The 21,617-nt window shown below is 63.7% G+C and carries 20 protein-coding genes; 7 read left to right on the top strand and 13 right to left on the bottom strand.

Annotated elements, in window-relative coordinates:
* Nucleotide 1 precedes the first annotated feature (1 nt).
* Together lipA and DM807_RS11370 are read left to right on the top strand one after the other, a co-directional pair.
* On the top strand, nt 2–1,018 hold the full coding sequence (gene lipA, locus DM807_RS11375) for a lipoyl synthase (RefSeq protein WP_012274371.1): 1,017 nt from the start codon (nt 2–4) through the stop codon (nt 1,016–1,018).
* An 87-nt stretch (nt 1,019–1,105) separates the two neighbouring features.
* A complete protein-coding gene (locus DM807_RS11370) occupies nt 1,106–2,044 on the top strand; it encodes a S66 peptidase family protein (protein ID WP_012274370.1) in 939 nt (312 codons plus the stop codon).
* Between the two features lie 90 nt (nt 2,045–2,134).
* Here the strand turns inward: DM807_RS11370 and DM807_RS11365 are convergent, their stop codons facing one another.
* The 5 genes from DM807_RS11365 to leuS form a co-directional block, all read right to left on the bottom strand.
* Nucleotides 2,135–3,451 (bottom strand): lytic murein transglycosylase, encoded by a 1,317-nt coding sequence (locus DM807_RS11365; RefSeq protein WP_012274369.1) that lies wholly within the window; start codon nt 3,449–3,451, stop codon nt 2,135–2,137.
* A gap of 60 nt (nt 3,452–3,511) precedes the next feature.
* Nucleotides 3,512–3,676 carry an alternative ribosome rescue factor ArfA gene (arfA, locus tag DM807_RS11360; RefSeq protein WP_012274368.1) on the bottom strand — a complete coding sequence of 55 codons (165 nt, stop codon included), beginning with the start codon at nt 3,674–3,676 and terminating at the stop codon, nt 3,512–3,514.
* A 109-nt stretch (nt 3,677–3,785) separates the two neighbouring features.
* On the bottom strand, nt 3,786–4,823 hold the full coding sequence (gene holA, locus DM807_RS11355; RefSeq protein WP_041166601.1) for a DNA polymerase III subunit delta: 1,038 nt from the start codon (nt 4,821–4,823) through the stop codon (nt 3,786–3,788).
* Between the two features lie 39 nt (nt 4,824–4,862).
* The gene (locus tag DM807_RS11350; protein ID WP_012274366.1) at nt 4,863–5,468 is read right to left on the bottom strand and encodes an LPS-assembly lipoprotein LptE; all 606 of its coding nucleotides are present in this window, start codon (nt 5,466–5,468) and stop codon (nt 4,863–4,865) included.
* 61 nt (nt 5,469–5,529) lie between these two features.
* A complete protein-coding gene (gene leuS / locus DM807_RS11345) occupies nt 5,530–8,136 on the bottom strand; it encodes a leucine--tRNA ligase (protein ID WP_012274365.1) in 2,607 nt (868 codons plus the stop codon).
* Nucleotides 8,137–8,364: 228 nt separating this feature from the next.
* On the opposite strand from leuS, the gene DM807_RS11340 reads away from it, so the two are divergent.
* Entirely contained in the window at nt 8,365–8,679 is a 315-nt protein-coding gene (locus tag DM807_RS11340) for a hypothetical protein (protein ID WP_012274364.1), read from the top strand.
* Between the two features lie 133 nt (nt 8,680–8,812).
* Nucleotides 8,813–9,574, top strand: a complete 762-nt coding sequence (locus tag DM807_RS11335) for a YdcF family protein (protein WP_179027390.1) — start codon at nt 8,813–8,815, stop codon at nt 9,572–9,574.
* 42 nt (nt 9,575–9,616) lie between these two features.
* Here the strand turns inward: DM807_RS11335 and lnt are convergent, their stop codons facing one another.
* From lnt to DM807_RS11315, 4 genes are read right to left on the bottom strand one after another with little or no spacing between them, the layout of a single operon-like run.
* Complete coding sequence (gene lnt / locus DM807_RS11330) at nt 9,617–11,134, bottom strand: apolipoprotein N-acyltransferase (RefSeq protein WP_060514259.1); 1,518 nt, start codon at nt 11,132–11,134, stop codon at nt 9,617–9,619.
* An 8-nt stretch (nt 11,135–11,142) separates the two neighbouring features.
* Nucleotides 11,143–11,982: a CorC family transporter gene (locus DM807_RS11325; protein WP_003249762.1), complete on the bottom strand. Its 840-nt coding sequence runs from the start codon at nt 11,980–11,982 to the stop codon at nt 11,143–11,145.
* A 25-nt stretch (nt 11,983–12,007) separates the two neighbouring features.
* On the bottom strand, nt 12,008–12,481 hold the full coding sequence (ybeY, locus tag DM807_RS11320) for an rRNA maturation RNase YbeY (RefSeq protein ID WP_069942911.1): 474 nt from the start codon (nt 12,479–12,481) through the stop codon (nt 12,008–12,010).
* Nucleotides 12,474–13,472 carry a PhoH family protein gene (locus DM807_RS11315; RefSeq protein WP_060494519.1) on the bottom strand — a complete coding sequence of 333 codons (999 nt, stop codon included), beginning with the start codon at nt 13,470–13,472 and terminating at the stop codon, nt 12,474–12,476. Before DM807_RS11315 ends, ybeY begins: the two co-directional genes overlap by 8 nt.
* A 188-nt stretch (nt 13,473–13,660) precedes the next feature.
* Here DM807_RS11315 and DM807_RS11310 point away from each other — a divergent pair, with 188 nt between their 5' ends.
* Nucleotides 13,661–13,987, top strand: coding sequence for a DUF1820 family protein (locus tag DM807_RS11310; RefSeq protein ID WP_041166798.1), 327 nt, complete (start codon nt 13,661–13,663; stop codon nt 13,985–13,987).
* 3 nt (nt 13,988–13,990) lie between these two features.
* Here the strand turns inward: DM807_RS11310 and DM807_RS11305 are convergent, their stop codons facing one another.
* The 4 genes from DM807_RS11305 to DM807_RS11290 form a co-directional block, all read right to left on the bottom strand.
* Nucleotides 13,991–14,536 (bottom strand): tetratricopeptide repeat protein, encoded by a 546-nt coding sequence (locus DM807_RS11305; RefSeq protein ID WP_012274358.1) that lies wholly within the window; start codon nt 14,534–14,536, stop codon nt 13,991–13,993.
* 286 nt (nt 14,537–14,822) lie between these two features.
* A complete protein-coding gene (hemL, locus tag DM807_RS11300) occupies nt 14,823–16,106 on the bottom strand; it encodes a glutamate-1-semialdehyde 2,1-aminomutase (protein ID WP_060494518.1) in 1,284 nt (427 codons plus the stop codon).
* A 16-nt stretch (nt 16,107–16,122) separates the two neighbouring features.
* Complete coding sequence (gene thiE / locus DM807_RS11295) at nt 16,123–16,746, bottom strand: thiamine phosphate synthase (protein ID WP_012274356.1); 624 nt, start codon at nt 16,744–16,746, stop codon at nt 16,123–16,125.
* A 13-nt stretch (nt 16,747–16,759) separates the two neighbouring features.
* Nucleotides 16,760–17,557, bottom strand: a complete 798-nt coding sequence (locus DM807_RS11290; protein WP_012274355.1) for a hydroxymethylpyrimidine/phosphomethylpyrimidine kinase — start codon at nt 17,555–17,557, stop codon at nt 16,760–16,762.
* Nucleotides 17,558–17,822: 265 nt separating this feature from the next.
* Here DM807_RS11290 and DM807_RS11285 point away from each other — a divergent pair, with 265 nt between their 5' ends.
* A complete protein-coding gene (locus DM807_RS11285; protein WP_012274354.1) occupies nt 17,823–19,811 on the top strand; it encodes a sensor histidine kinase in 1,989 nt (662 codons plus the stop codon).
* Between the two features lie 125 nt (nt 19,812–19,936).
* Nucleotides 19,937–21,589 carry an acyl-CoA dehydrogenase family protein gene (locus DM807_RS11280; RefSeq protein ID WP_060494515.1) on the top strand — a complete coding sequence of 551 codons (1,653 nt, stop codon included), beginning with the start codon at nt 19,937–19,939 and terminating at the stop codon, nt 21,587–21,589.
* Nucleotides 21,590–21,617: the final 28 nt, after the last annotated feature.

The raw sequence follows: 21,617 nt of genomic DNA, 5'->3' as shown, positions 1-21,617 counted from the left end.
TATGACAACTGTGCAAGAAGCCGTGCCGAACCTGATACCTACCCAGGATGCCACCCCGCGCCCAGCGCCAAAGAAGGTGGAAGCTGGGGTCAAGCTGCGTGGCGCCGACAAGGTGGCGCGCATCCCGGTAAAAATCATCCCTACCGACGAGTTGCCGAAGAAGCCCGACTGGATCCGCGTGCGGATCCCGGTGTCGCCCGAGGTAGACCGCATCAAGCAACTGCTGCGCAAGCACAAGCTGCACAGCGTGTGCGAAGAGGCCTCCTGCCCGAACCTAGGCGAGTGCTTCTCCGGTGGTACCGCTACCTTCATGATCATGGGTGACATCTGCACCCGTCGTTGCCCGTTCTGCGACGTTGGCCACGGCCGGCCGAAACCGCTGGACCTGGACGAGCCGAAAAACCTGGCTGTCGCGATTGCCGACCTGCGCCTGAAGTATGTGGTGATCACCTCGGTGGACCGCGACGACCTGCGTGACGGCGGTGCCCAGCACTTTGCCGACTGCATCCGCGAAATCCGCGCATTGTCGCCGGGTGTGCAACTGGAAACCCTGGTGCCGGACTACCGTGGCCGCATGGACGTTGCGTTGGAGATCACCGCGCAAGAGCCGCCAGATGTGTTCAACCACAACCTCGAAACCGTACCGCGCCTGTACAAGGCCGCACGCCCAGGCTCGGACTACGACTGGTCGCTGGACCTGCTGCAGAAGTTCAAGCAGATGGTGCCGCACGTACCGACCAAGTCGGGCTTGATGCTCGGCCTGGGCGAGACCGACGAAGAAGTGATCGAGGTGATGCACCGCATGCGTGAGCATGAAATCGACATGCTCACCCTCGGCCAGTACCTGCAGCCATCGCGCAGCCACCTGCCGGTACAACGTTTCGTGCACCCGGACACCTTCGCCTGGTTCGCCGAAGAAGGTTACAAGATGGGCTTCAAGAACGTTGCCTCCGGCCCGCTGGTGCGCTCTTCGTACCACGCCGACCAACAGGCTCACGAAGCCAAGATCAAGCTCTGAGCCTAGCGCAGAGCGACCTATGCCGATGCACGCCGTAAGGCGGCATCGGCATTTTTGTTTGTGCCACACGCGCTGCAAGGAGCCGCGATGAATTGCGCCGAAACCTTTCAACCCAGCCTGCCAGCCGCACTGCCGGCCAACGCCTGCTTTGCCATTGTCGCCCCGGCGGGTGCGGCGCGTCTGGATACGCACAAGGTCAGCCAGTGGTTCGCTGACCGTGGCTACCGTTGTCGTATCTACCCGGGGGCCCTGCAAGCCCAGGGTTACCTGGCCGGGCCGGACCAACAGCGCCTGCAGGACCTGCACGATGCCTTTGCCGACCCGTCCATCGACGCCATCCTGTGCATGCGTGGGGGCTACGGCAGCATGCGCTTGCTCGACCAGCTCGACTTCGAGCTGGTTCGGCGCAACCCTAAGCCGTTGATCGGTTACAGCGACATCACTGCGTTGCACACGGCGATCTACCGGCATGCCGGGCTGGTTACCTTCCATGGGGGGATGCTCAATGCCGACCTGTTGGGGGCGAAGTTGCCACCGACCGAGTCGTCGTTGCTGGCGCAATTGGGCGGGCATGTGCGGGCAGGCGAGCAGATCGCGCACCCGGCGGACTATGCCTTGAGCAGTGTGTTGCCGGGAGCGGCCAGCGGGCCGCTGCTGGGCGGCAACCTGTCTATGTTGGGTGCGACCATGGGGACCCTTGCCGAACTGGATACCCAGGGGTGCATCCTGTTCATCGAGGACGTCAACGAGCCGTTGTACCGGGTGGACCGGTTGCTGACCCAGTTGCGTCTGGCAGGCAAGCTGGAAGGGGTGAAAGGTGTGCTGGTGGGGGACTTTGCCGGGATTACCACGGCGGCGTTGGCGCCGTTGCTGGAGGACACTTTCGCGCCGCTGGGTGTGCCGGTGCTGGCAGGGTGGCGCAGTGGGCATTGCGACCCGAATGTATGTTTGCCGCTGGGGGCTCGGGTCAGGCTGGACAGTGATCGGCAGAGCTTGGTGCTGGAGCAGGACTTGTACAAGGCTTGAGATTGCCGGGGCTGCGTTGCAGCCCATCGCGACACAAGGTCGCTCCCACCAGAGCGATGCGATCCTCCTGTGGGAGCGGCCCGGGCAATCTCACTGCTGGCGCAAGCTCTCGAGCAGCTTGTGGGTCGGGTATCCATCCGCCGGCCACCCCAGCCCCTGCTGGGCATTACGGATTGCCTTGCGGGTGTTGGCGCCGATAATGCCATCGGCATTGCCCGCATCATGCCCACGGCTGTTCAGCAGGTTCTGCAACTCCATGCGCTCGCTGCGGCTGAGCGGCAAGTCTTCCTTCGGCCAAGCGCCGGCAATGAAGCCCCAGCCGCTAAAGCGGTCACCCAACAGGCTCACTGCCAGCGCGTAGGACGACGAGTTGTTGTACTTGAGAATGGCGCGGAAGTTGTCCAGTACCAGGAACGCCGGCCCGCGCGCGCCAGCCGGCAGCAGCAGGGCGGCAGACAGCTGGTTGCTACCGGCCGGCAGCTGGGTGCCTGCTGGCAGTTTCACGCCCATCGCCAGCCATTCGCTCACCGGTTTGCGCAGCGCGCCATCGGCCTGCCAGAAGTCGAAACCAGCCGGCACCTGTACCTCGAAGCCCCACGGCTGACCACGCTTCCAGCCCGAGCTTTGCAGGTAATGCGCGGTCGAGGCCAGGGCGTCCGGTGTGCTGTTCCAGATGTCGCGGCGGCCATCACCGTCGAAGTCCACGGCATGGGTGTTGTAGGTGGTCGGGATGAACTGGGTCTGGCCCATGGCGCCGGCCCACGAACCGCGCATGGCCTCGGGCTGGATGTCGCCATGCTGAATGATCTGTAGCGCGGCGATGAGCTGGTCCTGGGCGAACTGCGGGCGGCGGCCCTCATAGGCCAGGGTGGCCAGCGAGCGGATCACCGACTTGTTGCCCTGGAACTGGCCAAAGTTGCTTTCCATGCCCCACACCGCGACCAGCACCTGGCGGTCGACGCCATAGCGTTGTTCGAGGCGGGTCAGCAGTTCGGCGTTCTGCTCCAGCAGCTTCTTGCCGTTGCGCACGCGCAGGGGCGATAGGGCGCCTTCGAGGTATTCCCATACCGGGCGGGTGAACTCCGGCTGGCTGCGGTCGGCCTTGATCACGTCCATATCGGGGGTGACGCCGAGGAAGGCTCGGTCGAAGGTGCTCGGCGAGATGCCGGCTTGCAGGGCTTGCTGGCGGAAGCCTGCCTGCCACTGGGCGAAGGTTTGCAGAGGCTGGATTTCAGTGCTGACGTCAGGCGTTGTGCCGGGCACAGTCACCACTGGAGCGGGTTGGGCAGGGGCCAGCGGCAGTGCGTCGGCGGCGGTGGGTTTTTCCGCGCAGGCCACAAGCAGGATGAAGCTGGAGGCCGCGATCAGCTGGCGGGTTTCCCAACGGGGGAGAAGACGGAAGAGCATGCACAGATCCAGAATTGCAGGTCAGGTGACGACCATACCATGCCTGCGCTTGCGATGCTTTCATGCCGCCAAAAAGTAGGAAGCCTCCCAATCTCTCGATTGGAAGGCTTCGCGGCGGTAGCTGCCTTTGCCCTTGTCGGGTTGTTCCTGGCGACAGCGGAACAGGGGCTGGGCGATGATCGACTTGGCCTTGTTGGGGCCGTGTTTTTTCGGCTTTTTGCTCATGGCGGGGTTCCCCGGTTGGGTGGGTTTCGGGGCGCACTGTAGGGCGTGGTGCGGGGTGGGGCCAATTGATTGTGTTTATGGCCGCGAAAGGGCTGCAAAGCAGCCCCCATTACTCAGGGGGGAGGGTCAGGCGCTGCCCAGCCATCAACAGTGATAGCCGCGCCAGGCCCGTCCAGGGCGATCCCTCGGCCTGGCCCTTGATTTGCGCATCGATGCGCTGGGCGTCCTGCAGCAACTGCGCCCAGCGCTGCGCCGAGAGGCGCTGCAGGGCCTTGCTGACCAGCGGCCTGCGTTTGTCCCAGACAGGCGGGCGGGCCTGGCTGAAGGCTTTGTCCAGCGGCACGCCCTGGCTGAACTGTTGGGCCAACCCAGCCAGCTGACGCAGCTCGCGGGCCAGGGCCCAGAGGATGACTGGCGGCTCCACACCCTCACCGCGCAAGCCTTCGAGCATGCGCAGCGCATGTGCAGCTTCGCCGTTGAGAATGGCATCGACCAGGCCGAAAACATCGAAGCGGGCACTGTCGGCCACGGCGGCCTGCACGGTTTCCACGGTGATCTGGCTGCCTTCGGCCAGCAATTTGAGCTTTTCGATTTCCTGCGCGGCTGCCAGCAGGTTGCCTTCCACACGGGCGGCAATCAGGTCGACGGCGTCACGCTGTGCTGATAAACCGGCCTGTTGCAGGCGCTGGTTGATCCACTGCGGCAACTGGTGCACATCCACCGGCCAGATCTGGATGAACTGGCAGTGGGCGCCTTCGATCAATGCCTTGCCCCACTTGGTCTTCTGCGCACTGCCGTCGAGCTTGGGCAGGCTGATCAGCAGCAGGGTGTCTTCGGCAGGGTTGGCGCAGTACTCCATCAGCGCGGCGGCGCCCTTGTCACCGGGCTTGCCCGAGGGCAGGCGCAGTTCCAGCAGGCGGCGTTGGGCGAACAGCGAGAGGCTGGCGCCAGCCTGGAGCAGCGTGCCCCAGTCGAAGTTGGCGTCGGCACTGAATACCTGGCGTTCGTCGAAACCTTGCTGCCGCGCGGCATTGCGGATGGCGTCGGCGGCTTCCTGGCACAGCAGCGGGTCGTCGCCGCTGACCACGTAGACCGGTGCCAGGGCGCCTTGCAGGTGCTTGTTGAGTTGGGCGGGGGCGAGCTTCATGGGGAACAGGCGGGGCACCCGAGGGCGCCCCGCACGGGCTTAGTTGCCCGGTACTTCCAGTGGCGATTGCTGAGGTGTTTCGGCTTGCTGGCGGCGGGCAGCCTCCAACGCGGCAGCTTCGGCTTTGGCGCGCTCGTCGGCTTTACGCTGCAGCTCGTCCAGCTGGGACGGGGTCAGCATTTGCAAACGCACGACCATGCCGTTGACCAGGTCGCGGCGCATTTCTTCACGGGCGCGGTTGGCTTCCTGCTCGGAACCGGTGATGTTCGAGCCGTCACGCACGTAGATCTTGCGCACTTCCAGCTTGTCGCTCATCAGCTCCAGGTTATTCAGGCCCTGGATGCTGTAGTTCAGCTCTGTGGTCAGCTCGTACTCGGCGGTACGGTTGCCACTGTTGTAAGTGGCCGAGCGCTCACGCTCCTGTTCGTTGGTCAGCACCAGGCGATACGGTGCACCTGCGTGCACGTTGACGCCGCTACGTTCCAGCACTTCACGCAGTTGAACCACGGTCGGGCCGTAGGCATTGCGTGCGCTGACGTCCATTTCCTTCACGCTCAGCTCGGTGGAGCCGGTGCCGCGCAGCTGGAAACCGCAGGCGCTCAGCATGACCGCCAGGCCGATTACCAGCAAATTGCGTTTGATCATGTTGTTGCTCCCTTGTGGGCCTGTTCCGCCCACCCGCAGCCAATGCGGGTGGGCGTTTTCATCAGTTGGCGACGATGTTGACCAGCTTGCCCGGTACCACGATGACCTTGCGGATGGTCAGACCATCAATGAAGCGCAGGACATTCTCGTTGCCGCGGGCAGCGGCCTCGACTTCTTCGCGGCTGGCAGCGGCAGGCATTTCGACCTGGCCGCGCAGTTTACCGTTGACCTGAACCACCAGGGTAATGGTGTCCTGCACCAGCGCTTGTTCGTCGACGCTCGGCCAGGCGGCATCGATCACCGACCCTGCGTGGCCCAGTTGCTGCCACAGCTCGTGGGAGATGTGCGGGGTGATCGGCGCCAGCAGCAAGGTGACGGCTTCCAGGCCTTCCTGCAGCAGGGCGCGGTCCTGTTCGGTGGCTTGCGGGGCCTTTTCCAGCACGTTCATCACGGTCATCACCTGGGCGATGGCGGTGTTGAACTTGTGGAACTGGCCCACGTCGGTGCTGGCCTGCTTGATGGCAGCGTGAATGGCGCGGCGGATGACCTTTTGCGCGTCGTCCAGGGTGGCAACATCCAGCTTGCCTGGCAGGCCCTGGCTGACGTGAGCCTGAGCCAGGCGCCAGACACGGCGCAGGAAGCGGCTGGCGCCTTCGACGCCGGAGTCGGACCATTCCAGGCTCATGTCGGGCGGCGAGGCGAACATCATGAACAGGCGGCAGGTGTCGGCGCCGTAGGCTTCGATCATGGACTGCGGGTCGACGCCGTTGTTCTTCGACTTCGACATCTTTTCGGTGCCACCGATTTCCACCGGCAGGCCGTCGGTCTTCAGGCGTGCGCCAATGATCTTGGCCTTGGCATCGCGCTCGATTTCGACATCGGCTGGGTTGAACCAGTCCTTGCCGCCGTTGCTGGCCACACGGTAGTAGGTCTCGGCGACCACCATGCCCTGGGTCAGCAGGTTCTTGAACGGCTCGTTCGAGGTCACCAGGCCTTCGTCACGCATCAGCTTGTGGAAGAAGCGCGCGTACAGCAGGTGCAGGATCGCGTGCTCGATGCCACCGATGTACTGATCCACCGGCAGCCAATGGTTGGCGGCTTTCGGGTCGACCAGGCCTTTGTCGTAGTTTGGCGAGGCGTAGCGGGCGAAGTACCAGGACGACTCGACGAAGGTGTCCATGGTGTCGGTTTCGCGCTTGGCCGCGGTGCCGCATTTCGGGCAGGTGCATTCGTAGAATTCAGGCATGCGCGCCAGTGGCGAGCCGGCGCCGTCCGGCACCACGTTCTCCGGCAGGGTGACCGGCAGCTGGTCTTCCGGCACCGGTACGTCGCCGCAGGACGGGCAGTGGATGATCGGGATCGGGCAGCCCCAGTAGCGCTGACGGCTGATACCCCAGTCGCGCAGGCGGAACTGGGTACGCGATTTGCCCAGTTCCTTGCGGATCAGGGCTGCTTCGATGGCGTCGAAGGCGCCAGCGAAGTCCAGGCCGTCGAACTCGGCGGAATTGATCAGTTGGCCGTGCTCGCCATAGGCGGCCTGCCACTCGCTGCCGACTTCATCGCCAGCGCTGGTGCGCACCACGGCCTTGACCGGCAGGTTGTACTTGTGGGCGAACTCGAAGTCGCGCTCGTCGTGGGCTGGCACGGCCATGACCGCGCCATCGCCGTAGTGCATCAGCACGTAGTTGGCGACCCATACCGGCAGCTTCTCGCCAGTCAGCGGGTGCTCGACCAGCAGGGAAGTGGCCATGCCCTTCTTCTCCTGGGTGGCCATGTCGGCTTCGGCAACGCTGCCGCTCTTGCATTCGTCGATGAACGCCTGCAGCGCCGGGTTGCCCTGGGCGGCTTGGGTGGCCAACGGGTGCTCAGCGGCGACGGCGACGTAGGTGGCGCCCATCAGCGTGTCGGGACGGGTGGTGAAGACCTTCAGCGTACCTTCATGGCCAATGCTGGCCTGGTCGTACGGGAACTGGACTTCCATGCCGCGCGACTTGCCGATCCAGTTGCGCTGCATGGTCTTGACCTGTTCAGGCCAGCCCGGCAGCTCGTCGAGGCTTTCCAGCAGCTCGTCGGCGTAGTCGGTGATGCGGAAGTAGTACATCGGGATTTCGCGCTTTTCGATCAGCGCGCCCGAACGCCAGCCACGGCCGTCGATGACCTGTTCGTTGGCCAGTACGGTCTGGTCCGCCGGGTCCCAGTTCACGGTGCCGTTCTTGCGGTAGATGATGCCTTTCTCGAACAGGCGGGTGAACAGCCACTGCTCCCAACGGTAGTAGTCGGGTTTGCAGGTGGTGACTTCACGTGCCCAGTCGATGGCCAGGCCCAGGCTCTTGAGCTGGGTCTTCATGTAGTCGATGTTTTCGTACGTCCACTTGGCCGGGGCGACGTTGTTTTTCATCGCCGCGTTTTCCGCGGGCATGCCGAAAGCGTCCCAGCCCATCGGCTGCAGGACGTTCTTGCCCAGCATGCGCTGGTAGCGGGCAATCACGTCACCGATGGTGTAGTTGCGCACGTGGCCCATGTGTAGCTTGCCGCTCGGGTACGGGAACATCGATAGGCAATAGTAAGTGTCTTTGCCTGGCTGTTCGGTAACAGCGAACGATTGTTGCTCGTCCCAGAACTTCTGGGCGGCGGCTTCGATATCACGGGGCGTGTATTGTTCGTGCATGGCTACTTTTGGCTGAGAGAGAAGAGACCTTGTTCCAGGCAGCGGAACCTCGCTGCGTCCGGCACTCCGGTGTCGTTTAGAGTGAACGCCGTAGCATACAGCAGCGCTGTGCATCGTGGGAAACCTTCGTTGCGAATGCCCGCTGGTCGCGGCGTCCGGCTGCTTTTCATAGCGCCGCTAAGCTCAGGTGTGGGGGGAGATATTCTTTATCTTCAATGAGGTGAACGGATGGGAGAGACGCAGCTACCCGCTATGAAACCGGAGCTTTACGAACGCCTGATCGACCGGCTTGGCCTGGCACTGGAAGTGGCCAGGACCTCGGTACGATTGCGCGACGAGATGCCAGCCGAGCTGGAGTTGCGTGGCCTGAGCCACGCAGAGTTCGAAGTGATCAGGGCCTACCTGGAATCCCTCCCGGAGCGCCACAATGCCTCTGTTGGCAGTTACCCACAAGCGGAGCCGACATCGGCCAAGATCATTTGGCTCAAGGACAAGAAACGCCCCGCCAGTACGGCGAGATCCAGGACGCTGCCACATCGCTAGCCGTTCAGGACGCCAGGCGCAGGCCATCGCGCGCCGGTTCTTCAATATCACACAACTCAGATCGACGCCGGAGCGCACTTGTTGACCGGCGTCGATCCTTCTAGGCTGCACGCCTGCGAAGGAGGTGTGGCCGATGCCGATCCGATTTTTCATCAAACAATGGCTGATGCCGCCGGGCGTCTTGTTCCTGCTGCTGCTTGTGGCTTGGTGGCTGCGTACGCGGCGGCCACGGCTGGCGGCGCTGTGCTTTGCCGTGGGATTGGGTGGCTTATGGTTGATGAGCCTGCCGCTGGTGGTGCAGGAAACGGCTCGGCAGCTGGAGACCGAGCCGCCGTTGGCGGTGGGCGACTGGGTGGGCCTTGCGAGCCGGGCCGATGCCATAGTGGTGTTGGGCGCGGGACGTGAACGTGGCGACCCGGCTTGGGGTGGCAGTGACCAGCCCACCGCGACGGCACTTGAGCGCATGCGCTTTGCTGCGCGATTGGCCAAGGCCTCGGGCCTGCCAGTGTTGACCAGTGGCGGGCTACATTACGGCACGCCGCCCAGTGAGGCACTGCTGATGGCTGATCGCCTGCAGGAAGACTTCGCTGTCGCGGTGAAGTGGCGCGAAGAGGCCAGCCGCACGACCTGGGAAAATGCCCAGCTGACGGCCAAGGTGCTGCAGCCGTTGGGGATTCGCCGGGTGGTGCTGGTAACCCAGGCCTGGCACATGCAACGCTCGCGCTGGAGCTTTGAACAGGCGGGGTTCGAGGTGGTGTCGGCGCCGGTGGGGTTCCTGGGGCGCGATCATGCGCGGCCGTTTGCCGGTTTGCTGCCGGAGAGTCGGGCGATGTGGCAGAGCGGGCAGTTGCTCAATGAATTGGTGGGGTTGGTGGGGTATCGGGTGTTCTACTGATTCACCGGCTCGCGCTCCCTCTGTGGGAGCGCGTATCGCCAATCAGACGGTTTTGGCTATGCGGCCTGCCAGCAACGCCCAACCCAGCAGCAGCGCACAGACAATCGCCAGCGGCCACGAACGCCATTGCAGGTAAGGCGTCAGTTGCTGCATCGGCACCACTTCGCCATACAGCACGGCTTGCTGGAACTGCGGAATCTGCGTGGTAATGCGGCCAAATGGGTCGATCAGCGCAGTCACGCCGTTGTTGGTAGCGCGGATCATCCAGCGGCCGGCTTCCAGTGCGCGCATCTGGGCCATCTGCAGGTGCTGCAAGGGGCCGATCGATTTGCCGAACCAGGTATCGTTGCTGATGGTCAGCAGCAGGTCGCTGCGCGCGGCCAGACCGGCGGCGAACTCGGGGTAGACCACCTCATAACAGATGTACGGCGCAATCTGGTAACCCTTGGCCTGCAGCAGCGGCTGGTCTTCCGGCCCGCGGGCAAAGTCCGACATGGGCAGGTTGAAGAACTCGATGGCGCCACGCAGCAGGTCTTGCAGCGGTACATATTCGCCAAACGGCACCAGCTTCTGCTTGAGGTAGGTGCCATCGCCTTCGCCGGTGACGGTGATGCCGTTGTAGTAGCGGCGCTGGTGATGCACTTCTTCACGCACCGGCACGCCGGTGATCAGTGCCGAATGCCGCTCGGCGGCGAAGCGCCCCATCACGTCGATGTAGCCTTGCGCCTGGTCCTTGAGTACCGGCACTGCAGTTTCCGGCCACACCAACAGGTCCACCGGCTTGGAGCTGAAGCTCAGGTCGCGGTACAGCGCCAGTTGTGCGTCGATGTGTGCCGGGTCCCATTTCAGGTCCTGCTCGACGTTGCCCTGGATTGCCGCCACTTTCAGCGGGTCGCCAGCCGGCTTGGTCCAGGCATGGCCCTTGAGCGCCAGGCCCAGCACCCAAGGGGCCAGTAGCAGTACAGTGGCCACCGCCAGGAACGAGGGGCGGGCGCGCAGGCGGTGCAGGTTGCACAGCAGGGCAGCGGTGAGGGCCAGGGTGAAGGATATGAGCCACACGCCGCCCAGCGGTGCCAGGCCGGCCAGTGGGCCGTCCAGCTGGCTGTAGCCGGCGTAGAGCCAAGGGAAACCGGTCAGGAACCAGCCGCGGAAGGCCTCTTGCAGCAGCCACAGGGCGGCGAAGCACAGGGCGTCGGCCAGTGGCGCTTCGTTGCGCCGTAGCCAGCGCGCCCATAACCAGGTGGGCAGGGCAAAGAACCACGCCAGGGCGGCGAAAAACGCCAACAGCAGCAGAATGGCCAACAGCGGCGAGGCGCCGCCATAGGTGTTCATGCTGACGTAGATCCACCAGGTGCCAGCGCCATACAGGCCAAAACCGAACCACCAGCCACGCCACATGGCCTGGCGCGGGCTGAGCTCGCGCAAGCCGAGGTAGAGCATGGCGATGGACAGCACGGCCAGCGGCCAGATGTCGAACGGCGCCAAGGCCAGTAGGGTGGAAGCACCGGCCGCCAGGGCCAGCAGGTTACCGGGCCAGCCGGGGCGGGTGATCCAACGCATGTTTGTCCTTAACGGGTGATCGGGGTCAGGCGCAGCAAGTGTATCCGCCGGCTGTCGGCGTTGAGAATACGGAACTTGTAAGACCCGATCTCGGTGGTTTCGTTGCGCTTGGGCAGGTGGCCAAAGGCGCTCATCACCAGGCCGCCGACCGTGTCGAACTCGTCATCGGAGAACTCGCTGTCGAAGAACTCGTTGAAGTTCTCGATCGGGGTAAGCGCCTTGACCAGGAAATCACCGCTGGGCAGCGGCTTGATGTAGCTGTCTTCCTCGACGTCGTGCTCGTCCTCGATGTCGCCGACGATCTGCTCAAGCACGTCCTCGATGGTGACCAGGCCCGCTACACCGCCATATTCGTCGATGACGATGGCCATGTGGTTATGGTTGGCGCGGAACTCGCGCAGCAACACGTTCAGGCGCTTGGACTCGGGCACGAAGGTGGCCGGGCGCAGCAGGTCCTTGATGTTGAAGCTGTCGCCGTTCTCTTTGAGGATCAACGGCAGCAGGTCTTTGGCGAGCAGGATGCCGAGCACATCGTCATGGCTTTCGCCGATGACCGGGTAGCGCGAGTGCGCGGCGTCGATCACCGCCGGCAGGAACTCGCGTGGCGACTGACCTGCCTTGATGCTGTTCATCTGCGAGCGCGGCACCATGATGTCGCGCACCTGCAGGTCGGCGACCTGGATGGCGCCTTCGACGATGGTCAGTGCTTCGCTGTCCAGCAGTTTGTTCTGATGGGCTTCGCGCAGCAGCTCAAGCAGCTCCTGGCGGTTTTTCGGCTCATGGGCAAAAGCCTGGGTCAGTTTACCCAACCAGGACTTCTGCCCGTTGCTCGATCGATCTTCGCTCATGGCGGTTCTCGTGATCCTTCGTGTATCAGTGTGTGATTGTGTCGGTTTCATCATCGGCGTACGGGTCGGGGTGACCCAGTTCTGCCAGCAATTCCCGTTCCAGGCCTTCCATTTCCTCGGCTTCCTCATCCTCGATGTGGTCGTAGCCGAGCAGGTGCAGGCAACCGTGCATGACCAGGTGTGCCCAGTGCGCGTCCAGCGATTTGCCCTGTTCGGCCGCTTCGCGCTCGACCACCGCCACGCAGATCACCAGGTCGCCCAGTAGCGGGATATCGAGCAGGTCATCGGGCACATCGGCCGGGAACGACAGCACGTTGGTCGCGTAGTCTTTGTGCCGGTAGGTGTGGTTCAGTTCGCGGCCTTCGGCTTCGTCGACCAGGCGAATGGTCATTTCAGAGTCGGCGGTGCGCTGGCGCAGGGCCAGTTCGCACCAGCGGCGGAAGGCGGCGTCATCCGGGGCGGCGGCATCCGTGGCCCGTTGGATATCAAGTTCAAGCATCTTTGCCGGGCGCCTCGGGCTTGTTCTGGCGGCCTTCGAAGCGGTCGTAGGCCTCGACGATGCGCTGCACCAGTGGGTGACGAACCACATCTTTGGGTTGGAAGTGGGTGAAGCTGATACCCGGAACGTCCTCGAGCACCTCGATGACGTGTGCCAGGCCCGACTTGGTGCCCCGTGGCAGGTCGACCTGGGTGATGTCACCGGTGATCACCGCCGTGGAGCCGAAGCCGATGCGGGTGAGGAACATTTTCATCTGTTCCAGCGTGGTGTTCTGGCTTTCGTCGAGGATGATGAAGCTGTTGTTCAGGGTGCGGCCACGCATGTAGGCCAGCGGGGCGATCTCGATCACCTGGCGTTCGATCAGCTTGGCCACGTGCTCGAAGCCGAGCATTTCGTACAGCGCGTCGTACAGTGGGCGCAGGTACGGGTCGATCTTCTGTGCCAGGTCGCCGGGCAGGAAGCCGAGCTTTTCACCCGCCTCGACCGCCGGGCGCACCAGCAGGATGCGGCGCACCTGTTCGCGCTCCAGCGCGTCCACGGCGCAGGCCACGGCCAGGTAGGTCTTGCCGGTACCGGCCGGGCCGATGCCGAAGTTGATGTCGTTGGCCAGGATTTCCTTCACGTAGCGCTGCTGGTTGAGCCCGCGCGGGCGGATGTTGCCCTTGCGCGTGCGCAACGACACGCTGACCTCGTTGACGGCCGGGTTGTCGATGTTCTCGACAGCCGATTCCTGCAGGTACAGGTGCACGGTTTCCGGCGACAGGTCGGTGGCCTTGGTCTCGCGGTAGAGACGGCGCAGCAGCTGTTCGGCAGCGGAGGTGGTCCTGGGTTCGCCGATCAGTTCGAACTGATTGCCGCGGTTGCGGATTTCGATGGCCAGGCGCTGTTCGATCAGGCGCAGGTGCTCGTCGAACTGGCCGCACAAGTTGGCGAAACGGTGGGCCTCGAAGGGCTCGAGGATGAAACGATGGGGTTCTATGGGTGCGTTCAAGGTCGTTTTTAGCCGCTCGACGGCGATGGATGTGAACTCAAGAATAACCCTTGAATGGCAGTGGCGAAAGCACTGAAACGTTCAACGGTATGTGCGGCCTGTTCCGGCCTCGTCGCGGGTTTACCCGCGAGCAGGCCGGCACTGCTATGATGCCCGCCTTTTCTTACGCATGTGTTATCCCGTCGAACATGAGCAAACGCGAACCTGCCATCTATAAAGTGATCTTCCTCAACCAGGGGCAGGTCTTCGAGATGTACGCCAAGCAGATCTACCAGAGCGACCTATGGGGTTTTCTGGAAATCGAGGAGTTCGTGTTCGGCGAGCGCTCGCAACTGGTGGTGGACCCGAGCGAGGAGAAGCTCAAGAGCCAGTTCGAGGGCGTTATCCGCAGTTTCGTGCCGATGCATGCGATTGTGCGCATCGATGAGGTGGAGCGACTGGGCACGGCGAAAATCAGCGAAGCCAAGGGTGGCGGCAATGTCATGCCGTTCCCGATGCCGATGCCGGAAAAGTAACCCTCAGGGGAGTGGCGAGAACGGCGTGCGGCCTTCGGCGTTCTGCAGTTCCAGCAGGTATTTGCGGAAGATCTGGCCGAGCACCTGGGTGGCATGCTCCAGCTCGTCGCGGGGCATTTGCTCGGTCACTTCGTCGGCCATGTCCAGCGCATCTTCGGCGCCATTGACCGCGGCCATCTTCAGCAGAATGTAGGCCTGTACGTTGTTGGCCTTGACCCCTTCACCATGGAAGAACATGGCACCCAGGCGATACTGGGCATCAGCCTGGCCTTGCAGCGAAGCCTTCTGGAACCAGTCCAGGGCTTTGTCGAGTTTTTTTGGCGTTTGCGTGTAGTAGTACTCGCCCAGTTCGAACTGCGCCTGGGCATCCCCCGCGGTTGCCGTCTGCTCACAGGCCTTGAGGGCGTTTGCCAGGTCTTCAGGCTGAACGTTCAAGGTGCAGCGGCCCGTCGCCGGAATCAGCAACGAGTTACCGCCCTCCGCCAAGGCCAGCAGGGGCTGAAGAAGCAACAGGCAGCCCAGGGTCAGGGCGCGGCCGGTGCGGTTCATGGGGATCGACTTACCTCTGCAAAGCTGCGGCCAATGTCTCTGGTGGCACATTATGGGATAAGCAGCGCCAACCTTACAAAGTTTTACTCGAATTTCTGCTTGGTTGGGGGCGTTAGCTGATTGTGCGCGGTCTTTTGTTGCCTCTACCAGCCGCTGTGGGCGCGGCCTTGTGTCGCGATAGGGCTGCGCAGCAGCCCCATAATTTCAGCAAAAATGCATCAATCGCTGGGGCCGCTTTGCGGCCCAATCGCGACACAAGGCTGCACCCACAAAGGGGAGCAGCTGCTTATTTCAGCGCTGCAAAAGCCTTTTCAGCCGCATCCAGGGTGATTTGCAGCTCCTTGTCGCCATGGGCGATGGAGGTGAAGCCCGCCTCGAACGCGCTCGGCGCCAGGTACACGCCACCGTCGAGCATCAGGTGGAAGAAGCGCTTGAAGCGTTCGGCATCGCTGGCCATCACGTCTTCGAAGGTGACAATGTCGTCAGCGCCGCTGAAGTAAAGGCCGAACATGGCGCCGGCCTGGGTGGTGACGAATGGTACGCCAGCCGCATCGGCGCGCTGCTGCAGGCCGTCGAGCATGCGGCTGGTGTAGTCGGTCAGTTCGGCGTGGAAGCCTGGGCGGCTGATCAGCTTCAGGGTGGTCAGGCCGGCGGCCATGGCCAGCGGGTTGCCCGACAGGGTGCCCGCCTGGTAGACCGGGCCGAGCGGAGCGATGCAGCCCATGATTTCACGTTTGCCGCCGAAGCAGCCGACCGGCATGCCGCCGCCGACGATCTTGCCGAAGGTGGACAGGTCCGGCTTGATGCCATAGTGGCCCTGGGCACCGCCGAGCGAGACGCGGAAGCCGGTCATCACTTCGTCGAAGATCAGCACCACGCCATGCTTGTCGCACTGCTCGCGCAGGCCTTCGAGGAAGCCCGGCGCCGGGGGGACGCAGTTCATGTTGCCAGCCACCGGCTCGACGATGATGCAGGCCACGGTCTGGCCGACTTCTGCCAGTGTCTTCTCGACCGCGGCGATGTCGTTGAACGGCAGGGTCAGGGTGTGCTTGGCGAAGTCCGCCGGCACGCCTGCCGAGCTTGGCACGCCTTGGGTCAGCAAGCCGGAGCCGGCTTTTACCAGCAGGCTGTCGGAGTGGCCGTGGTAGCAGCCTTCGAACTTGATGATGGCGTCACGGCCGGTGTAGCCACGGGCCAGGCGGATGGCGCTCATGGTGGCTTCGGTGCCCGAGCTGACCATGCGCACCATTTCCATGGACGGCACCAGCGAGCAGACCAGGTCGGCCATGTCGGTTTCCATGGCGGTCGGTGCGCCATAGGACAGGCCGTGCTCCAGTTGCTTGCGTACCGAGTCCAATACGTCCGGGTGGCCGTGACCGAGGATCATCGGGCCCCAGGAGCCAACGTAGTCGACGTAGCGCTTGTCGTCCTCGTCAACGACATAGGCGCCTTCGGCATGCTTGAAGAACAGCGGCGTGCCGCCAACGCTCTTGAAAGCGCGGACCGGCGAGTTGACGCCACCGGGGATGTGCTTCTGGGCTTTGGCGAACAGGTCTTCGGAACGGGACATGGAAGTTCTCTCGAAATCAGGATGCGAACAAGGCATTGAAGGCGCGGGCGCGGCGGGTGACTTCCTGCGCGCTGTCGGCACCGAACAGGCCGTGGATCACCGCCAGCAGGTCGGCGCCATGGGCGACCAGCGGGGCGGCGTTGTCGAGGGTGATGCCGCCGATCACCGCGATCGGCAGTTTCACCTGGGCGCGGGCCTGCTCCAGCAGGTCGACGTTGGCAGCGGGCGCGCCCGGCTTGGTGACGGAGTTGAAGAAGCGGCCAAAGGCCACGTAGCTGGCGCCTTCGCTGGCGGCCTGGGCGGCCAGCTCGAGGCTGGCGTGGCAGGTGGAGCCGATGATCGCCTGGCGGCCGAGCAGGGTGCGGGCCGGGGTCAGCGGGCCGTCCGTCTGCCCCAGGTGCACGCCGACGCCCAGGCGTGCGGCCAGTTCGGCGTCGTCGTTGATCAGCAATTGGGTGCCGTAGCGCTCGCAGAGCTTCATAAGCCCTTCGGCTTCACGCAGACGGCGCGCCGCGTCGTCACTTTTGTCGCGGTACTGCAGCAGGCACACGCCGCCGTCCAGGGCCGCCTCGACATGGGACAGGAAACGGCCGGCGAGCAGCTGGCTGTCGGTGATGGCATACAGACCGCGTAGCTTCATTGAAGGCCTCGTATCAGGAGCAGAAGTCCAGGGGCAGGCGGCGCGGCACGAACTGGCCTTTGCCCAACTGCTCGGCATCACGCAGGGTGCGCCAGGTATAGTCCAGGGCGCTGCGCACGGCGCTTTCCAGCTGTTCGCCGAGGGCCAGGCGGCCCGCCAGGGCGCTGGCCAGCGTGCAGCCCGAACCGTGGTAGCTGCCTGGCAGGCGCTGGCAGGTCCAGGTGTGTTGCTGGCCGTCCTGGGTGTACAGGCGGTTGTGAATTTCGACTTCGTCGCCGTGACCGCCGGTAATCAGCAGGTGTCTACAGAACGGCAACAGTTTTTCGGCGCATTCGTCGGCGGTGCCTTCAGGCAGCTCGGCGAGGATGCGTGCTTCGGGCAGGTTCGGCGTGGCGATGGTCGCCAGCGGCAGCAGGCGTTCGCGCAGGGCATAACCCACTTCGTCCTTGCCCAGGCGGCCACCGCCACCGGCCCGCAGCACCGGGTCGCAGACCAGCGGCAGGTGCGGGTGGGCAGCCAGCAGTTCGGCGACGGTGTCGACCATGTCGATCGAGCCGAGCATGCCCAGCTTGACGGCGGCCACCGTGGAGTCGGCCAGCACGGCGTTAGCCTGGGCCAGCACCCACTCGCGGTCGAGCACGCGGAAGTCGGAAACGTTGACGGTATCCTGCACGGTCAGGGCGGTCACTGCAGGTGCAGCGTGACAGCCTTGGGCGATCAGGGCTTCGATATCTGCCTGCAAGCCGGCGCCGCCACTGGGGTCGTGGCCGGAGAGACAGAGGACAACGGGGCGGGAGCTGTAGGTATTCATGGTCGGCGAGCTTACCACCAAACCTGTTTGGGCGGATCGTCCGACAAACGAGATTTGTTGATCGAACGGTCAGATTAGATTTTGTTTTTCTTCTGAAAGCATTGAGTTAGAGCCTTTTCTTTGTGTTTTTATATGGCCGATTACCAGGTTGTGAAGCTATGCTAGAGTGCTCGGATAACTCGACAAACGGGTTCTGCAGGATCACGTCGTCTCAAACGGATGGGAGGCTACCGCGACGCGACCGGACAGGCCATGCTGGGGCTGTATGCGCTATTTGCTGATTGTGCTTCTGGGTTTGCTGCCCGTGCTGGCCGGAGCGGTCGATTTCGACGACGCTACCCGGCATCTTCCACTGGGCAAGGCCATGCAGGTTTATGAAGACCTCGATGGCAGTGCCAGCATTGCCCAGGTCAGTGCCCCTGGGTTCGCCAAACACTTCCAAGCCCACCATGAAGACGTGCTGAACGCCGGTTACTCCACCTCGGTGTTCTGGCTCAAGGTCGAGCTGCGCCCGCTTGCCGCGCCTGGCGCGGCCCCACGGCAATGGCTGCTGGAGCTGGCCTACCCGCCGCTGGATCACCTTGAGCTATTTTTGCCTGACAGCAGCGGCTTGTACCGCCTGGCGCAACGCACCGGTGATGCCTTGCCCTACGACAGCCGGCAGATCCTGCAGAACAATTACCTGTTCGAACTGCAGTTGCCCCCTGGCAAGGTGACCACCGCCTACCTGCGGCTGCACAGCCAGGGTTCGGTGCAGGTGCCGTTGGCGCTGTGGTCCGCCGAGGCCTACATGGAGGAGCAGCCCACACGCCTGTATGTGCTGGGGATGATCTACGGCGTGTTGCTGGTGATGCTGGTGTACAACCTGTTCATCTACCTCAGCGTGCGCGACGTCAGCTACCTCTACTACATCCTCTATATTGCCTCGTTCGGGTTGTACCAGGTGTCGGTGAACGGTGCGGGCGTGGCCTACTTCTGGCCGGACAGCCCCTGGTGGGCGAATGCATCCACGCCACTGTTCATTGGTGCCTCCGGCCTGTTCGGTTGCCAGTTCGCCCGGCACTTCCTGCAACTGGGCAACACCAGCCGTGGTTTCGACCGGCTGCTGCAGCTACTGATGCTGGGCGGCGCGCTGGTCATGGTGCTGGCGGTGAGCATGCCCTACGGCATTGCCCTGCGCATGGCCACGCTGCTGGCATTGCTGTTTACCGTGAGCATCTTCAGCGCCGGCTTGTACGCCTGGTGGCGTGGCTTGCGCGTGGCGCGCTGGTTCATTATCGCCTGGACTGCGTTCCTGCTCGGTGGCTTGGTCAACACCTTGATGGTGCTGGGCTACCTGCCAAATGTGTTCATTACCATGTATGCCAGCCAGTTGGGTTCTGCGCTGGAGGTGGCCTTGCTGTCGCTGGCGCTGGCCGACCGTATCAACAGCCTGCGTGAGCAGCAGGCGCAGACCTTGCGCGAAACCGGGCGCACACTGGAGCAACTGAACCTGCAACTGGCCAGGAGCAACCGTCTGAAGGACGAGTTTCTGGCCAGCGTCACCCATGAACTGCGTACCCCGATGAACGGCGTGATTGGCTCGCTGGAGCTGATGCACACCCTGCCGATGGAGGCCGAAATGGCGCAGTACCATCGCACGGCGGCGGGGTCTGCCCAGGGCATGATGGACATGGTGGATGCGATCCTCACTCTGTCCGAACTGCAGGCCGGCCGCCTACGGGCGCAGCCAGCACCGTTCAGCCTGCGCGCCCTGTTGCAGGGGGTGCGCGCCGGTTATGCCGGGCAGGCCTTGGGCAAAGGTTTGTACCTGAGCCTGGATATCCCGGCCGACCTGCCGGACGGGTTGCTCGGTGACGGGCAGAAACTGGCGCACTGCCTGGGCTGCCTGGTGGACAACGGTTTGAAGTTCACTCATCAGGGTGGGGTGATGATTCAGGTGCGCGGCCGCCGCGTGGGGCCGGACGATCTGGCGTTGACCTTCACGGTCAGTGATAGCGGTATCGGCTTTGATGACCTGGACCAGTCGACCCTGTACCAGCGGTTCTTCCAGGTGGATGGTTCGATGACCCGGCGCTACGGCGGCTTGGGGATCGGGTTGTCGATTTGCCGGCAGATGGGGGAATTGCTGGGCGCCAGGTTGGCGCATGAGTCGACGCGCGGGTTGGGCAGCCGGTTTGAGCTCAGTTTGAACATGGCTATTTCGCAGGTGCAGATGAGTCCGAGTATCCTGCAGTCACGGCGCTCGCTGTAGCACTCATGGCCTGTGGCGCGCGTTTGCTCCCACCGCCACACGTTTAGTCATGAATGCCACTTTGACTGCCCCGCAGGGAGTGCTTCACTGGGTCTCTCAAGCCTACCCGGATCCAGGAGCCCCCGATGAACCTGCACCAGTACGCTGAAACCCACGAAGTCACCAACCAGCCGCCGTCCCTCGACGGTGCCAACCTGTACCGCCTCGACTTGCCATTGCAAGAATGGTCCCGGCGTTTTGGCGCGGGCTGGGCCGAATCGCGGATCGATGCCTACGGTGCCCTGGCCGGCGGCCCACTGATGCAGGCGGGCTTCCTGGCCAACGCGCATAAGCCTGAATTCAGCAGCCACGACCGCTATGGCCATCGCATCGACCTGGTTGAGTTTCACCCGGCCTACCACGTGCTGATGCGCACCGCCGTCGAGCACGGGTTACCTTCTTTGCCATGGGCAGAACCCCGCGCAGGCGCCCATGTGGCGCGGGCGTCGATGACCTACCTGCACAGCCAGGCCGAGGCTGGCACCGGTTGCCCGCTGACCATGACCTTCGCCGCCGTGCCGGCGCTGCGCTTGCAACCTGAGCTGGCCGAATACTGGCTGCCAAAAATGCTTGCCTGCGAGTACGACCCGCGCAACGTCGGCGACCGGCACAAGGCCGGGGTCACCCTGGGCATGGCGATGACTGAAAAGCAGGGCGGCACCGACGTGCGCGCCAACACGACGCGGGCCTACCCTGTCGGTGCACCAGGCCCTGGCCAGGCCTATGAGCTGGTCGGCCACAAGTGGTTCTGCTCGGCGCCCATGTGTGATGCTTTCCTCACCCTGGCGCAAACCGAAAAAGGCCTGAGCTGCTTCCTGCTGCCGCGCCACCGCCCGGATGACAACCGCAACCAGTTCTATATCCAGCGCCTGAAGAACAAGTTGGGCAACAGTTCCAACGCCTCCAGCGAGGTGGAGTTCCGTGGGGCGCTGGCGTGGATGATTGGCGAAGAAGGGCGGGGCGTACCGACCATCATCGAGATGGTGGCCATGACCCGTTTCGACTGCATGGTCGGCTCCAGCGCCTTGATGCGCCAGGCGTTGACCCAAGCCGCCCACCACTGTGCGCACCGCAAGGTCGGTGGCCGTGTGCTGAACGAGCAGCCACTGATGCAGAACGTTCTGGCCGACCTGGCCCTGGAAAGCGAGGCGGCACTGGCCCTGAGCCTGCGCATGGGCCAGGCGCTGGAGCAATTGGACGACCCACAGCAAGCGCATTTCGCCCGGCTGGTCACGGCGGTGGGCAAGTACTGGATTTGCAAGCGTGCGCCGGCCATGATCAACGAGGCTGCCGAATGCCTGGGTGGCGCGGGTTATGTGGAAGACAGCATTCTGCCAAGGCTGTACCGCGAGGCGCCGGTCAACTCGACCTGGGAGGGCTCGGGCAATGTGCAGTGCCTGGATGTGCTGCGGGCCTTGTCCAAGGAGCCGGGTGTGCTCGATGCGCTGTTCACCGAACTGGGTGATGGCCATGGCGACCCGCGCCTGGCGGCCCACATCGGCAACCTCAAGGGTGCGTTTGCCGACACCGGCGACATGCAGTACCGGGCGCGGCAGTTGACCGAAGATATAGCCTTGGCGTTGCAGGCCAAGCTGTTGCTGGAGGCGGGGAATGCGGTGGTCAGCGATGCGTTTATCGGCAGCCGCCTGGCCGGGAGCGGGAGGGCGTACGGGGCATTGCCGCGGGGGGTTGATGCCGAGGCGCTGGTAACAAGGGCTACGCCCGCCTGGCCGCTGTAGGCGCGGGCTTGCCCGCGAATGAATCCAG

Source organism: Pseudomonas hunanensis (assembly GCF_013393325.1).
Lineage (GTDB): Bacteria > Pseudomonadota > Gammaproteobacteria > Pseudomonadales > Pseudomonadaceae > Aquipseudomonas > Aquipseudomonas putida_P.
Note: the sequence above shows the minus strand (reverse complement) of the source record. Positions and strands in the feature narration are given on the sequence as shown.